At 38.8% G+C, this 16081-nt stretch carries 10 protein-coding genes; 6 read left to right on the top strand and 4 right to left on the bottom strand.

The window, feature by feature from the left end:
• From glyA to ACQR30_RS11265, 4 genes are all read left to right on the top strand, one after another.
• On the top strand, positions 1–1162 hold a 1162-nt coding region (glyA, locus tag ACQR30_RS11280; RefSeq protein WP_429735109.1), incomplete at its 5' end, for a serine hydroxymethyltransferase.
• A 137-nt stretch (positions 1163–1299) separates the two neighbouring features.
• Positions 1300–3642 carry a family 20 glycosylhydrolase gene (locus tag ACQR30_RS11275; RefSeq protein ID WP_429735107.1) on the top strand — a complete coding sequence of 781 codons (2343 nt, stop codon included), beginning with the start codon at positions 1300–1302 and terminating at the stop codon, positions 3640–3642.
• Between the two features lie 21 nt (positions 3643–3663).
• Entirely contained in the window at positions 3664–4800 is a 1137-nt protein-coding gene (locus ACQR30_RS11270; protein ID WP_429735105.1) for a DUF3472 domain-containing protein, read from the top strand.
• Between the two features lie 47 nt (positions 4801–4847).
• Entirely contained in the window at positions 4848–7022 is a 2175-nt protein-coding gene (locus ACQR30_RS11265; RefSeq protein WP_429735103.1) for an alpha-N-acetylglucosaminidase TIM-barrel domain-containing protein, read from the top strand.
• An 11-nt stretch (positions 7023–7033) separates the two neighbouring features.
• Here ACQR30_RS11265 and ACQR30_RS11260 read toward each other — a convergent pair whose 3' ends face one another.
• The 4 genes from ACQR30_RS11260 to ACQR30_RS11245 all read right to left on the bottom strand — a co-directional run bounded on the left by ACQR30_RS11260 (position 7034) and on the right by ACQR30_RS11245 (position 11849).
• Positions 7034–7954: a helix-turn-helix domain-containing protein gene (locus ACQR30_RS11260; RefSeq protein WP_429735101.1), complete on the bottom strand. Its 921-nt coding sequence runs from the start codon at positions 7952–7954 to the stop codon at positions 7034–7036.
• A gap of 53 nt (positions 7955–8007) precedes the next feature.
• Positions 8008–9414 carry a bifunctional UDP-3-O-[3-hydroxymyristoyl] N-acetylglucosamine deacetylase/3-hydroxyacyl-ACP dehydratase gene (locus ACQR30_RS11255; protein WP_429735099.1) on the bottom strand — a complete coding sequence of 469 codons (1407 nt, stop codon included), beginning with the start codon at positions 9412–9414 and terminating at the stop codon, positions 8008–8010.
• Between the two features lie 146 nt (positions 9415–9560).
• Positions 9561–10601 (bottom strand): UDP-3-O-(3-hydroxymyristoyl)glucosamine N-acyltransferase, encoded by a 1041-nt coding sequence (gene lpxD, locus ACQR30_RS11250; protein WP_429735097.1) that lies wholly within the window; start codon positions 10599–10601, stop codon positions 9561–9563.
• A 15-nt stretch (positions 10602–10616) separates the two neighbouring features.
• Complete coding sequence (locus tag ACQR30_RS11245; protein WP_429735095.1) at positions 10617–11849, bottom strand: HD domain-containing protein; 1233 nt, start codon at positions 11847–11849, stop codon at positions 10617–10619.
• 591 nt (positions 11850–12440) lie between these two features.
• On the opposite strand from ACQR30_RS11245, the gene ileS reads away from it, so the two are divergent.
• Positions 12441–15827, top strand: coding sequence for an isoleucine--tRNA ligase (gene ileS, locus ACQR30_RS11240; RefSeq protein WP_429735093.1), 3387 nt, complete (start codon positions 12441–12443; stop codon positions 15825–15827).
• Between the two features lie 4 nt (positions 15828–15831).
• The coding region (locus tag ACQR30_RS11235; protein WP_429735091.1) for a hypothetical protein at positions 15832–16081 on the top strand (250 nt) is incomplete at its 3' end.

The raw sequence follows: 16081 nt of genomic DNA, 5'->3' as shown, positions 1-16081 counted from the left end.
AACAGTACTTACGAATAAATACGCCGAAGGGTATCCAGGTAAAAGATATTATGCAGGTTGTGAAATTGTAGATCAGACCGAACAATTAGCCATTGACCGCCTGAAAGAGATATTTGGTATCGGTTATGCCAATGTGCAGCCGCATAGTGGCGCACAAGCCAATGCATCCGTACATTTGGCAGTATTAAAACCAGGGGATCGGATTCTCGGTTTAGATTTAAGTATGGGCGGACATCTTACTCACGGATCTCCCGTAAATTATAGCGGTAAATTATATGAGGCGCATTTCTATGGGGTAGTGAAAGAAACCGGTCTTATAGACTATGAAATGTTGGAAAAGCAAGCACGTGAACTGAAACCCAAGCTAATTATTTGTGGTGCCAGTGCTTACAGCCGCGATTGGGATTATGCGCGCATTCGCAAGGCTGCTGATGAAGTTGGCGCTTTGGTGATGGCAGATATAGCACATCCGGCCGGATTGATTGCGAAAAAATTGTTGAACGATCCATTTGATCATTGTCATATTGTTACTTCTACTACGCATAAAACCTTGCGGGGCCCCCGTGGTGGTATTATAATGATGCGTAATGATTTTGAAAATCCTTTTGGTCAAACAGATAATAAGGGTAACGCAAGGATGATGAGCTCATTGTTAGACTTAGCTGTATTTCCTGGGATTCAGGGCGGTCCATTGGAACACGTAATAGCTGCTAAAGCTGTTTCTTTTGGTGAGATCCTTTCAGATGATTATACCCAATACGCCAACCAGATTTTGAAAAATGCACAAGCATTAGCTAAAGCTTTTGTAGATAAGAATTACAATATTATCAGTGGCGGTACAGACAATCATTTGATGTTGATTGACCTGCGTAACAAAAATATCAGTGGTAAAAAAGCAGAACAGGCTCTGGTAAAAGCAGAGATTACTGCTAATAAAAATATGGTGCCTTTTGATGATAGAACGGCATTCGTGACTTCTGGAGTGCGCTTTGGCGTAGCTGCTATTACCACGCGCGGGATGGTAGAATCACACATGCAATTCATCGCAGATAAAGTAGATCGGATATTGATGAACGCAGAAGACGAAAACATCATTCAATCGGTAAGAAAAGAAGTGAATCAATTTATGGAGCAATTTGTTTTATATCCTGAATTGGGATAAATCGATATTGCTAAATTTTGCAAAAGCATTTCACCTTCGGGTGAGATGCTTTTGTATTTTAAACAATCGGTTGCGTGTGTAGAAAATGCAGTAAATCCTTAACTTGTAGGTTCCTTTTTGAAAAATTGTTTAATTAAATGAAAATCTTACAACAAAGAATTTATCTATTTTTATTACTGTTTGTTATTGCTACATCGGCTAGGGCACAGCAAGAAAAAAGTTCGAAATTTGATATTGCTGAAATTGCAGCGATTCAGCCCGGTGATACACATGTTCAATTTCCCAAAGCCCCCAAAGGGTATCATTTATTATTAAAGGGAAGCGATCATAATGCTATTATCGATAGTACGGGAAGTATTACAAAGCCTTTGGTGGACACAAGACTAAGTTTGTATTTTCAGTTAATAAAAAATGGAGACGATACGGTTACGCAAGATTTGTCTAAAACGGTGATTGTTCCCGGTAAATTTTCTTCCGAGGGCACCAATGCACGGCCATTTGTCATACCTGCTTTGCGTGAATGGCATGGCGGATCTGGTAATTTTGAATTAAAAAGATCATCAAAAATAATAATAGATCCACGTGATAGAAACAGCGTGCAAAAAGCCGCGGACATTTTGCAAAAAGATATAGCTGCTCAAGCCGGATTACATTTAAAAATAGTCAGTGGAACTCCCAAAAAAGGGGATGTGTATTTGACGTTGCATGAGAAAGATACGGCGATAGGCGAAGAGGGATATTATTTTAAAGTAGATAATTTTATCACCATCAGCGCAACAAAATATCAAGGCTTATTTTGGGGTACACGTACTTTAATGCAATTGTTAGAACAAAATAAATCTATTCCCAAAGGTATTGCAAGGGATTATCCTGAGTTTGGCGTGCGTAGTTTTATACTAGATGACGGGCGCAAGTTTTTCCGGTTATCTTTTTTGCGTGATTATGTAAAGCTACTTTCTTATTATAAAATGAATACTTTTCATATTCATTTAAACGACAATGGTTTTATAGAATATTTTGGGAACAATTGGGACAGTACTTATTCCGGTTTCCGGTTGGAAAATGATACGTATCCCAATCTTGCTACAAAAGGAGAATCGTACACCAAAGAGCAGTTTCGGGATTTAGAACAACTAGCAGATGAGTATGCAGTCCAAATTGTACCCGAAATAGATGTGCCTGCACACTCGTTGGCTTTTACAAAAGCATTTCCTGCAATAGGTAGTAAAAAATATGGAATGGATCACCTGGACTTGCACAATCCTCTTACTTACAAAGTCATTGAGAATGTGCTTAAAGAGTATTTGTCAGGACCAAATCCGGTATTTACCGGGAAGGTAGTGGATATCGGTACAGATGAGTATGACAAAAGAGATGCCGAAGCTTTTCGTGCTTTTACTGATCACTTTATAAAATATGTACAAGGTTTTGGAAAAGAAGTGAGAGTTTGGGGAGCGCTAACTCATGCGGAAGGGACTACGCCTGTTACCTCGAAAAATGTAACAATGAATAGCTGGTATAATGGTTATGCTAATCCAGTAGAAATGAAGAAACTAGGATACAGGCAGATAAGTACGCCCGATGGCTGGTTGTATATTGTACCTGCTGCCGGATATTATTATGATTATCTTGACTTAAAAAACCTTTACAATAAATGGTCTCCCTCTATGATTGGCAATGTTAGTTTTGAACCCGGAGATCCTACTATTATTGGAGGTGCCTTTGCGGTATGGAATGATGTTGTCGGTAATGGTATTAGCGAAAAGGACGTCAATGATCGTGTTTTCCCGGCTGTTCAGGTATTGGCGCAAAAAATGTGGGGTGGCAAAAAGACGTTCTTATCTTATAAAGATTTTGCACTTCAAAGTAAAAATATTGGTGAAGGGCCATCCTTGAACATGCGTGGAAAAATAGGACAACCCAATACTTTGGTGGCCGATTTTCATTTTGATGAAAAAGAAAAGGGCATTCGAACGGTTAATGCTTCTTACGGACGAGGAATAAAAGGGAACGCCCTTACTTTTACCGGTAATAGCAGTTATGCGACGTTACCTTACGACGAAATTGGATACGATTATACTATTTCTTTTTGGGTAAACCCCTCTGCCGACAATAAGAAAAATGTGCCAATTTTTTCTTCTGAAAATTCTGTGGTAAAACTTAAACAAGGTAATACGCAGTACCTAGGTTTTTCCAGAGATGGCTACAATTTTAATTTTAATTATGAAGTTCCTACAAATACCTGGACCCATATTGTGATCACAGGAACAAATAAAGGAACAAGTTTGTATGTAAACGGAAAATTACAGGACAAATTATACGACCGCTGGATCCAGTTTAATAACGAGAGGAAATCGAAAGTTCGCAAAGTAGAAACATTATTTTTCCCATTAAAAAGCGTAGGTGGTTTTTCTGGAAAGATAGATGAATTAAAGGTTTGGAATAAAGTTTTAAGCGATCAGCAAATAAAGGATTTGTAAATTTTTGTATAAAAAATCAAAATGAAAAATAGAACTACTTCAATTATTGTAATGCTGTATTTTATCTCAACTCCCTTTTTATTAAAAGCGCAGTCCTGTCCGAAATGGGGGCCTTATATTGGGGCACAATTTTCAGATAAGACAGCAACAGCCGATTTATTGATGGATGACGTGATGATTCCCGCCGATGGGAATACACAATATACCTATACTTGCGCCATTCAGTTTGGATTGGGGGAAAGTGGCGGCTATTGCGGTTTACAAAATAATAATGCTGACGGCACCATGAGTCGGCCGCTCAACAATATCTTTTCTGTGTGGGATTATCCCAATAAGATTCAAATAGAAGCGGTATATAAGGATCCGGAAACTTTTATTGGCGGATTTGGTAATGAAGGTACAGGGTTGCATTCTCATACTGATTTTGGCTGGGTTCCCGCAAAATGGTACACTCAGGTCGTTCGCCGATGGTACACGGGCGGAGATCGCACCCAGGTAGGCTATTTTATTTATGACCAAGCCAAGAAGCAATGGCGCCATTTCGTGACTTTCACAGTTCCCCAGGCCGATGCAAAGTTGAAACCCGGCATTTCCAGTTTCTTAGAAAACTTTGCAGATAACCGCAAACACAGTCGCGTCTCCTATTACAAAAGTTATTGGATGCTAACATCAAAAGGTGACTGGCAAAAACCGGATACACTTACAGCGGATGCCGGAGAAGGTTTTTGGAATGCCGAAGCATACCATAACGATGGCATAAAACTCACCTCTTGTGGTCCTGAAGTGATCACAAGAAATAAAATAAAATTTCCCGTAACAAGTAATGATACTAAACCTGAAAATATTTCGCCAGTTAATATTTATGATTTGGGTGCCTATTACGATAAAGAGAAAAAACAGGTGTATGTAAATTGGTCCATAGATTTAGCCTCGGCTCCGCAATTGAATTATGAAGTATCATTATATGACAATCGAGGTGCACAAGGAAATCCTATTGCTACAGCCAAGGGACTGAATCCGGATACGCGCAGTGTTTTATTGAACGTAGAGAAACTGGGTACCGATGCAAAAACTTATTTCGTCGTGTTGAAGTTGAAAGATATTTTTAATCAGGAAGGGAAAGAAAAGGTTTTTGCATTACGGGAGATGAAGCCGTAAAATATAAATTTACTTGAACTTTTTTATGATCATTAAAAACTATTTCGATGCTCAAATGGTTGCGTAGCCTTGTACTATTTCTTTTTTTCTCTTTGCTGCCGGCGACATTTATTGCGGCGCAAAATCTGTCTTCCAAGGAAATAATTAAACAGGCTAAAGAAGTCATCGCACGTGATATTAACCGGACGATTGCTGATAAAATCAATTTTTCTGTCAGTGAAACGAAAAGCCTCGAAGGCGAATTTTCCTACAAAACAGAAAATGGCCAACTCTATATTAGTGGGAACTCATCTGTAGCCTTATGTCATGGCTTTTATGACTATCTAAAAAATTCCCGGCAGGGAATGATAACTTGGGGTGGGAGTAACTTAAATATTGCAAGTAATTGGAAGGAGGTTCCTGAGAAAAAATTGGTCTCACCGTATCAATACCATTATTATATGAATGTGGTGACCCATGGGTACAGCACACCTTATTGGGGCTGGGATCGATGGCAAAAGGAGTTAGATTGGATGGCTTTACACGGGATGGACATGTTAGTGATGAATAATGCCTATGAAGCAATTATGTATCGTGTATTTAAAAAAATGGGAATAAGCGACGATGCAATTCGCAATTTTTTCCCTGGTCCGGCTTTTCAGCCTTGGAATCGAATGGGTAACCTTACCGGTTGGGATGGCCCTGCGCCCGCTTCCTGGTACAAACAACAAATTGCGCTTACACATAAAGTATTGGATAGGATGCACGAATTGCAGATGACACCCATCATCCAGGCATTTGCTGGTTTTGTGCCCCAAGAAATTACCAAAGTTTACCCCCATGCAAAAGTTACTCCGATAGTCTGGATTAGTAGTTTCCCTAAGAAAAATCGTTCTGCTATTTTGTTACCCAATAAAGACAATGCAAAGCTATTTATTGAAATCGGGAAATTATTTGTGCAGGAGTGGGAAAAGGAATTTGGCAAAGGAACATTCTTCCTTGCCGACAGTTTTAATGAAATGGAAGTGCCACGTACACAAGGAGAAACTGAAGAAGCGTTCCAACAGCAACTTTCAGAATATGGTGATGTCGTTTATCAATCTATCAAACAAGGGGATAAAGATGCGGTATGGACAATGCAGGGTTGGACATTTGGTTACCAACATGCAGACTGGAGTCCGGCGCGATTAAATGCTTTGGTAAGCAAAACACCAGATGATAAGGTTTTGTTCCTTGATTTGGCAAACGATTATAACCTCAATTTTTGGCATATTGAGCCTTCCTGGAAATATTTCAAGGGATTCTCTAATAAAATGTGGATTTATTCCTTTATACCCAATATGGGTGGCGGAACGCCGTGGAATGGTATTTTAAAAACTTACGCTGAAGCGCCTATTACGGCCCTGCAATACAAAGATAAAGGACATTTAATAGGCTTTGGGTTTGCGCCGGAAGGTATCGAAAATAATGAATTGATTTATGAGTTGCTTTCAGATATGGGCTGGCGTGATGAAAAAATAGATCTAAATACCTGGGTGAAGAATTACTGCATTAACCGCTATGGCGCATATGACAACAATATGAAAGAAGCATATCAAAACTTCTTACAATCCTGTTATAGTACCTTTACTGACCATCCCCGTTTTGACTATCAGTCAAGTGAAACGGTAAATAAGAGTCCCCAATTTTTTATAGGTGTTCAACGGTTTTTGGCTTGTGCCAATGATTGTAAGAAATCTGTTCTATATAAAAACGATGCAATAGAATTATCAGCGCAGTATTTAAGCCTGGTCGCGGATTCTTTGGTCAGAAATGCCTCGCAATTAAAAGGAGCTGCAAAACAGAATCAATTAAACAAAGTCTATTCTATTCTCGAAAATACAGACAGACTATTACTTTCGCATCCCAACGACCGTTTGCAGCGCTGGGTAGATTTCGCAAGAGCTTTTGGTAAAAATGAGGCGGAGAAAAAATATTATGCGCAGGATGCAAGAAGAATTATTACTACCTGGGGTCCGGGTGTAGGAGACTATGCAGCAAAAATGTGGGGCGGATTGATTGGCTCTTATTATTTGCCCAGGTTAAGAAATAAATTAGATGCAAAAATAAATCATACTAAATTTAATCTTAATAAATGGGAAGAGGAATGGATTCAAAACGGGGATAAAAATCCACAAAAGCCTTTTGATAATCCGGTGCAAGCGGCCGTAAAACTGATACAAGAGTATACCTGGCGGCGATAAAGTAATAGCTATTAGCGCAACAATAATTCGCAAGGCTTAATCCCTGTTTGTTTTTTGAATGCAGAAGAAAAATGTGAGATGGATGAATAGCCCAAAAGAGCGGCTACATCTGTGACGTTGAGGCCTTTTTGATAGAGCAAATATTTGGCATGATCCATTCTTTGTTGCTGGTAAAAATCGAAAATAGTTGTACCAAATACTTCTTTGAACCCTTTCTTTAAATAGCATTCGTTGATAGCCACTTTTTTACTTAGCTCCTTAATAGTAATAGGGGAGTCGAGGTTTTCGAGTAAAATCTTTTTTGCTAAATGTATTTTATCTATGCCTTTATCATCTGCCAAGAAGCGACAACTAAAGGCGGATTTCCCTTTTTCATCCACTAAACATTCCATACTATAGAGTAGTATTTCATGAATTTTTGAATTGATGAAAATGTTTTCCATAGCACCGGAATAATTTCCTTCGATCAACGCCGATAAAGTATTACGTTGCTGTGGGCAAACAGGAAACAATTTGGTGAATGAAGTCTTGTATTGAAAGGATAATACTTTTTCTTTTTTATTCATGGCTTTGGTGCTGCCTAAGAACTGGGTAAGGTAGTTTGGAGTAAAGCTAAATTCGAATAAACTTACCATATTACTTGATTGGTCGCAGACGCCCATGCTCTTGATCTTGCATTTCGTACAATTGTCATTGTTGCAATATCTGTTCCCGCTGATGCAAAATCTAAGATTTAGTTTTCTGTTTTTGTCATTTTCATCTTCCTGAATGTTATATGCCAGCATCCCATTCTCCTGCTTCATCCAGTCCCCATCAAAGGAATAGCAACTAATACTAGAATATATAGAACCCGGTACCTGATATTGCTTCTGAAATATCAGTTCAAGTCCCAGTTCTAAGCGTTCGTTCTCTGTTAATTTTACTATATCCATTGTATAAGTCCTCTTTTCGTTGAAATAAATCTTTTATAAAATATGGTCTGACCTTATTGCCTTTTCACTACTTGTGCGACCATGTCGGCTTCTGTAGCTACTTTGCCATTGGCGTAAACTGTTCCGTGCATATCGCATAACCCACGACGTATTGGCCCGTTCAGTTCCATTTTTAGCAGTAAAGTATCACCGGGTCTTACCATCTGTTTAAACTTACAATTATCAATTTTTAGAAAATAAGTATCATAAGTCCCCTCACCCATAAGATTAATGCACAAAATACCGCCTGTCTGCGCCAAGGCTTCGATTTGCAACACGCCCGGCATTACAGGATTTCCCGGAAAATGTCCTTGAAAAAACTGTTCATTGAAAGTTACGTTTTTTACCCCAACTATGGAAGTATCGGTAAGGTCTATTATTTTATCTACCAATAAAAACGGATAACGATGAGGTAAGGTTTTTTCAATTTGCTCTATTGAATAAACCGGAGGTTGCATATAGTCATAAACAGGTACATCTTTTACGTGTCTATTTTTTTTGATATGATTTTTGATGACTTTGGCAAAAGCTACATTGGAACTATGCCCAGGTCTATTGGCTAATATGCGTCCTTTAATGGGATAACCAATTAATGCCAAATCGCCGACGATATCCAGTAATTTGTGACGAGCAGGCTCGTTTGGGAAACGTAATTCTACGTTATTGAGGTAACCGCTACTTTTTACTTCTACTTTATCTCGCTTAAAGACTTTAGCCAAACGCTCCATTTCTTTGTCCGTGACGGGTCTGTCCACGACAATGATAGCATTATTAATATCGCCACCCTTAATTAAGTTATGGTCAAGCAAGGCTTCTAATTCGTGTAAAAAACTAAAAGTGCGGCAAGAAGCTATTTCAGATTTAAAATCGCGAATGTTTTTAAGTTGTGCATACTGGGTACCCAATACCGGACTGTTAAAATCAATTAAAGCGGTGACGCTGAAATTGGCAGAAGGCATCACGACCATCTCTACACGTTTCTCTTCATCGTAATGATAAATATTTTCATCAATACTATACCATATTTTAGCTGCTTCTTGCTCTTCCACTCCTGCTTCTTCCAGGATTTCCACAAAAGGTTGGGCACTTCCATCCATTATGGGGATTTCAGGACCGTTCAATTCAACCAAAGCATTATCAATGCCCATTCCTACCAATGCAGCCAATAAATGCTCTACGGTAGAAACGCGCGCTTCCCCTACCTGCAAGGTTGTTCCACGGCTTGTATCGGTCACTAAGTCGCAATCGGCTTTAATAACGGGCTTGCCTTGTAAATCTACACGTTGAAACTGAATACCAAAACCAGGATTTGCGGGGTTTAACTTCATGTCGACTAAGGCGCCGGTATGTAAGCCTGTACCGCTAATATTTACTGCATTACTAATCGTATGTTGCTTGTTCGGATTGAAGTGTTCTTTCATAATCTAAATAAGTAATAAAGCCTCTTTAACCGGTTTTGATAGGGTTATTTAGGATAAATGATTTTCTAAATTAATACAAAAATTGCTTTTTGAACGTTTAATGAAGGTGCAAATTTACGTCATGTTTATTGGTAAAGAGGATATAATTATTGTTTTGACAATTCTTTTACCAACTTTTCCAATTCCAAAATGCGTTTTTCAAGTTCCGGAAGATGGCGGTAAACGACTTCACTACGCCTCCTGGCCGAGTGGTCAAAAGCAGGGGACCCGGAAAGAATACTATTTTCTGTCTTTACTGATTTCCCTATACCACTTTGTGCGGTAATGATTGTTTTATCATCAATTTCCAAATGTCCGGCTATGCCGGCTTGACCAGCTATCATTACATTTTTGCCGATTTTGGTGCTGCCGCTAATGCCTGCCTGTGCTGCAATACCGGTGTTTTGACCTAATTCCACGTTGTGTGCAATTTGGACCAGGTTATCAATTTTTACCCCTTTTCTTATAATAGTTGCATTGAGGGTAGCTCGATCAATGGTTGTGTTGGCTCCGATTTCTACATTGTCTTCAATAATCACGTGACCAATCTGGGGCACTTTTTGATAACTGCCATCCCGCTGCGGCGTAAAGCCAAAACCATCTGCCCCAATTACTGCTCCGGCATGCACAATTATGTTATTTCCCAGGATGCACTGATGGTAGACTTTGACACCGGGATATAAAATAGTGTTTTCGCCGATCTGTACATTTTCTCCAACGAAACATCCGGGATATATTTTTGAACTTTTTCCGATAACGGCTTTTTCGCTGATGTAAGAAAAGGAGCCAATATAAACGTCCTCGCCAATTTCGGCCGTTTCATCAACATAGCTGTTAACTTGAATGCCATTCAACTTTTTACTGCGCATGTCCTCATATACTTTAAGTAAAGTAGCAAAAGCAGCATACGGATCATCTACACGTAAAAGTGTAGGAGTCACCAGGCTTTTCAGTACTAAGCTTTTATTTACAATGACAACAGAGGCTTCGGACTTATATAAAAGAGTTTCATATTTCGGATTGGCTAAAAAACTGAGATCATTTTCTTTTGCCGCTTCGATATTGTTGAAACCCTTCACCTGAGCCTCCGGATTTCCTTCTATTTGAGCATTAATAAAGCCGGCTATTTGTGCTGCTGAAAACTGCATGAATGATAATTTGTTTTATATGGTTACAGGCGTTTGTCCTTTTGGAAAAAAAATGTAGAATTTTTTTATTGGGGTAGAAACTGTTTGCTGTATAAGGGCATTTTCGATAGACGAAATTTCTTGAACACGACCATTTTTAAAAAGTATCAAAATATTTTCATCGCCCAGTTGATAAGTTGTATTGGTTGTATCTCCGGTAAAAACAAAATAAGCCACTTCCTGTTGCGTTAAATTGAATTTTGCGGCTATTTTTTCCGTTTTTTCGTTAATATAATCTTGCTCGAAAGGATGTGTTTGTAACTTACATTTTAACAATACCCTGTTTAACAACCAAGTGCTCAAAGTGGACAAGACTTTATCCGGATGGTGACTCCATTTTTTAATGGCACATTCAATATCGCTATCATCTAACAGACAAAATAAATTCAGCGATTCGCGGTCTATGTTTCCGTCAAATTTCCCGAAGAAAAAATCAAGTGGTGAATTTAGAACGATGTTTTTATCGGTTTCATCAAAAATGATCCTTGCCCTTTTAAGGATATGCACGAGCATTTTTTCTGCTGAGAGAACCGTTTTATGTAAGTAAACCTGCCAATACATTTGCCGACGGGCAATTAAAAACTTTTCAACACTATGCACGCCTTTTTCTTCCACCACCAGTTGATTGTCTTTTACTGCCAACATTTTCAAAATACGGTCATAGCCGATAACGCCCTCACTAACGCCGGTAAAAAAACTATCTCGGGATAAATAATCCATTCTGTCCATATCTAACTGTCCGCTGATTAGTTGATGGAGGAAGGGTTTATGATATTTGTCTGTGAAAATTTCGATTGTTAAATCAAGTTCTCCGTTAAACTCATCATTCATCACTTGCATAATCTGCAAGCTTAGACTTTCGTGATGAACGCCCTGCACTAAAATATGTTCCAAAGCGTGAGAGAAAGGACCGTGTCCGATATCATGTAAAAGAATGGCGCATTTTACAGCCAGCTCTTCCTGCTGCGAAATAACAACCTCTTTGTCTTTCAATTCTTTTATGGCGCAGCACATTAAATGATAAGCTCCCAATGCATGATGTAACCTCGTATGCACTGCACCAGGATATACAAAACTCGCCATAGCCATCTGTTTTATGCGTCGTAACCGCTGAAAATACGGGTGCTCAATTATTTTAAATAAAAGTGGGTGATTGATGGTGATAAAACCATGGACCGGATCATTGATAATTTTGCGCATTGTAGGCATAAAGCAAAAATATACATTGTTGGGCAAAACAGAGATTTTAGATTTTGTGAAAGCGCATTTAAGCGCTTTAAAATAATACTTGTTTTATCTTGAGACAGTTTTAAATGGTAAGCTTAAATCCGTCCGCCTTTGAACAATTCATTTACACACAGCTATTTAGAGGCCTTGTGTAAAAGGAGTTTCCTGGGTATCACCATGTAAATCTTGAACGGTAAATGTCCGGAAGAGTTATATATGAAATTTTTTCTGGATTCAGGTTGTAGCAAGGAAACCGCGACCGAGGGTTGTCACTTTGTGCTTGATGATAAGGTCAATTTTGCTTTAATGAAAAGACAACCCCCAGTCACCGGTGGGTAGAGCAGCAACAGTAACCTTCCTGCCACTTTGGTCGAAAGCCGGGGAAGGAAAGCTCCTTAAAACCTGTACAGGACGTTTCAGGCTATAAAACCTTTGGGTTCAGCTTAATCGCTCCAGCTCTAAGGACAAAATGAGACAAATACCTCCATATCTTAGCATTTCCTTCATACGATAAATCGTAAAATATCCGTAACTTTGCCCACATTTTATCGAAATTTTAGGCTAAAATCATCTATGGCTAATAAATATAAAGAGTTTTCTTCATTGAATTTACCCAGTATCGAAAGAGAGATACTGGAAAAATGGCAGTCTCAACAATCATTTGAGAAAAGCATTGCTTTAAAACAGGGCGCGCCGTCTTTCGTTTTTTATGAAGGGCCACCAAGTGCCAATGGTATGCCCGGTATTCACCACGTCATTTCCCGCACCATTAAAGATATGGTTTGTCGTTATAAGACAATGCAAGGTTTTCAGGTACAACGTAAAGGAGGGTGGGATACACATGGGTTACCCGTTGAGCTGGGTGTCGAGAAAGAATTGGGTATTACTAAAGAAGATATTGGGAAAAAAATTACGGTAGAAGAGTATAATAAGAAATGTCGTGAAGCGGTGCTGCGCTACAAAAAGGAATGGGATTTACTCACCACTAAAATGGGTTATTGGGTAGATTTAAAAAATCCGTATATCACTTTTGACAATAACTATATTGAGACGCTTTGGTGGTTGTTGAAGAAATTATACAACAAGGGTTTGTTATACGAAAGTATCAGTATACAACCTTATTCCCCCGCTGCGGGAACAGGTTTGAGTTCGCATGAACTGAACCAGCCGGGCACTTATAAAGATGTAAAAGATACTTCGGCTACTGTGATATTTAACGTAATACGAAATGAAAAAGCTGATTTTCTTTTTGAGGGCGTTGATGGTGAAGTAGGTTTAATGGCTTGGACGACTACGCCCTGGACACTGCCTTCCAATCTCGGCTTGACTGCCGGACCAAATATTGACTATTTGCTGGTAAAAACCAAAAACCCTTATACAGAATTAGACATCAATGTGGTAGTGGCAAAGGCCTTATTCCACAAATATTTTGAGAATCCGTTGAACCAAACTTTAGAAGTAGGTGATGCAGAAATATTCTCCAATAGTACTTCCAAGAAAAAACATTTCGATTGGAAAATACTAAAAGCTTTCAAAGGGAAAGATTTAGAAGGTGTTTCTTATGAACAATTGATGCCTTTTGAAGCCAACCAAACCGATAATCCCCATGCGTTCAAAGTATTATTGGGTGATTTTGTTACCACGGAAGATGGTACAGGTATTGTGCATACTGCACCCGCATTTGGTGCAGATGACTACAAAATTGGACAGAAATATGATATAGGGGTATTAATAATGGTGGACAGAGAAGGTAAGTTTATCGATGGTCTAGGCGAGTTCAGCCACCGTTTTGTCAAGAATTACAAGGATGATCCGGATTATGTAGATGTAAATGTGGATATCTGCGTAAAATTGAAGAAGGAAAACCTTGCTTTTAAAGTTGAAAAATACGAGCATAGTTATCCGCATTGCTGGCGGACGGATAAACCCATATTGTATTATCCGTTGGACGCCTGGTTTATCAAGACCACCGCACTAAAAGACAGAATGGTGGAACTCAATAAAACCATTAACTGGAAACCAAAATCGACAGGCGAGGGTCGTTTTGGTAACTGGTTAGAAAATATGGTGGACTGGAACTTGAGTCGTAGCCGTTTTTGGGGAACGCCATTGCCCGTTTGGCGTAGTGAGGATGGGGAGGAGTTGTGTATTGGAAGTATTGAAGAGTTGCAAAAAGAAGCACAGAAAGCAAAAGAGTTGAATGCAGGTATTGATTTTAGTAAGGAAAGCCTGGATTTACACAAGCCTTTTGTTGATAAGATTACGCTGCTTTCTGCTTCCGGAAAACCCATGAAACGCGTATCGGATTTGATAGATGTTTGGTTCGATAGTGGTGCGATGCCTTTTGCGCAATGGCATTTTCCTTTTGAGAATGTAGAAAAATTTGCCGATAATTATCCGGCGGATTTTATATGTGAAGGTGTGGATCAAACGCGTGGCTGGTTTTATACCTTGCACGCGATCAGTTCTTTGTTGAAAGAAGATGTGCAGGAAGAATTAGACAATGCCGGAGTAGCCGTTTCTGACGAGAAATATCCGGGATTAGCTTACAAAACGGTGGTTTCTAACGGTTTGGTTTTAGATAAATTTGGCAACAAAATGTCTAAACGTTTAGGCAATACAATTGACCCTTTTGAAACGATTGATAAATATAGTGCTGATGCAACGCGTTGGTATTTAATGACGAATGCTTCGCCCTGGGATAATTTAAAATTTGATTTAGATGGCATTAAAGAAGTGCAGCGTAAGTTTTTCGGCACGCTATACAATAGTTATCAATTCTTTGCTTTATATGCGAATGTGGATGGATTTGACTACAAAGAAGAGAATATCCCGATGAAGGACCGGCCTGAAATTGATCAATGGATTCTTTCAAGTTTGCACTCTTTAATTAAAAAGGTAACGGATAATCTAGACGATTATGAGCCTACCATTGCTTTTCGTGCAATTGAAGAATTTGTGGATGAGCATTTGAGCAATTGGTATGTGCGTCTTTGTCGCCGCCGTTTTTGGAAAGGCGAATACGAACAGGACAAAATATCGGCTTATCAGACCTTATATGAATGTTTAGAAACGTTGGTGAGATTAATAGCCCCGCTTTCTCCCTTTTTCAGTGATGAAATTTTTAGAAATCTAAATGCAGTAACGAATAGATTTACAGTGCAAAGTGTGCACCATGCGGATTTTCCAAAGGTGAACGAGGACTTTATAGATAATTCGTTGGAAGAAAGAATGATGCTCGCACAAAGTTTTTCTTCTTTAATTCTTTCTTTAAGAAAAAAAGAAAATATCATCGTTCGTCAGCCTTTGCAAAAGGTTTTGATACCGGTTTTGAATCCTGAAATGCAAAATCAATTAGAAAAAGTAGAAGATTTAATAAAATCCGAGACTAATATCAAAGAAGTTGAATATATTACAGACGCACATGGAATTATACATAAGAAAATTAAAGCCGATTTTAAAGCATTAGGCAAAAGATTGGGCGGGAAAATGAAATCCGTAGCCGCAGCTATTGACAATTTTTCGCAACAGGATATTAGTACGTTGGAAGCGGAGGGAAAGTTTAATTTGCGTGTAGAAGAGGAAAATATTGAAATATGTCCGACGGATGTGATTATTACTGCTGAAGATGTACCGGGCTGGAGTGTAGCTAGCAACGGAAACCTGACAGTAGCATTGGATATTACCATTTCTGAAGAATTAAAACAGGAAGGTATCGCGAGAATGTTTGTAAATCGTGTACAAAATATCAGAAAAGAATCTAAATTTGAACTAACAGACCGTATCTTTGTTAAGGTCCTTGACAATGAAAAGATTAGGCCGGCAATTGAGAAATTTAATCTTTATATTTGTTCTGAACTTTTGGCAGATAGTGTGTCTTTTGTTTCTTCCTTGGAAACTGGAATAGAAATTGATATTGACGACATTATGCTTAAAATAAGTGTTATAAAAAACAGTTAAACGTATGGCTACTACAAAGAAAACTGCTAATGCAAAAGCTAAAACAGCTTTAAAAGCAGCTAAACCTGCAACAAAAAAAGCGATATCTAAACCTATCGCAAAAAAAGTAGCAGCTAAACCTGTCGCAAAGAAAACCGTACCTGCCAAAAAAGCAGTGCTTAAAAAAGTGGTGAAGCCTGCGGCTAAAAAGGTAGCGACTAAGCCTGTAGTAAAGAAGGTTGCAGCAAAAAAAGTTGTGCCTGCAAAGAAAGTCA

This window comes from Arachidicoccus sp., assembly GCF_050436765.1.
Taxonomy (GTDB): domain Bacteria; phylum Bacteroidota; class Bacteroidia; order Chitinophagales; family Chitinophagaceae; genus Arachidicoccus.
The sequence above is the reverse complement of the archived record's forward strand: the minus strand, read 5'-3'. Positions and strand labels throughout refer to the sequence as shown.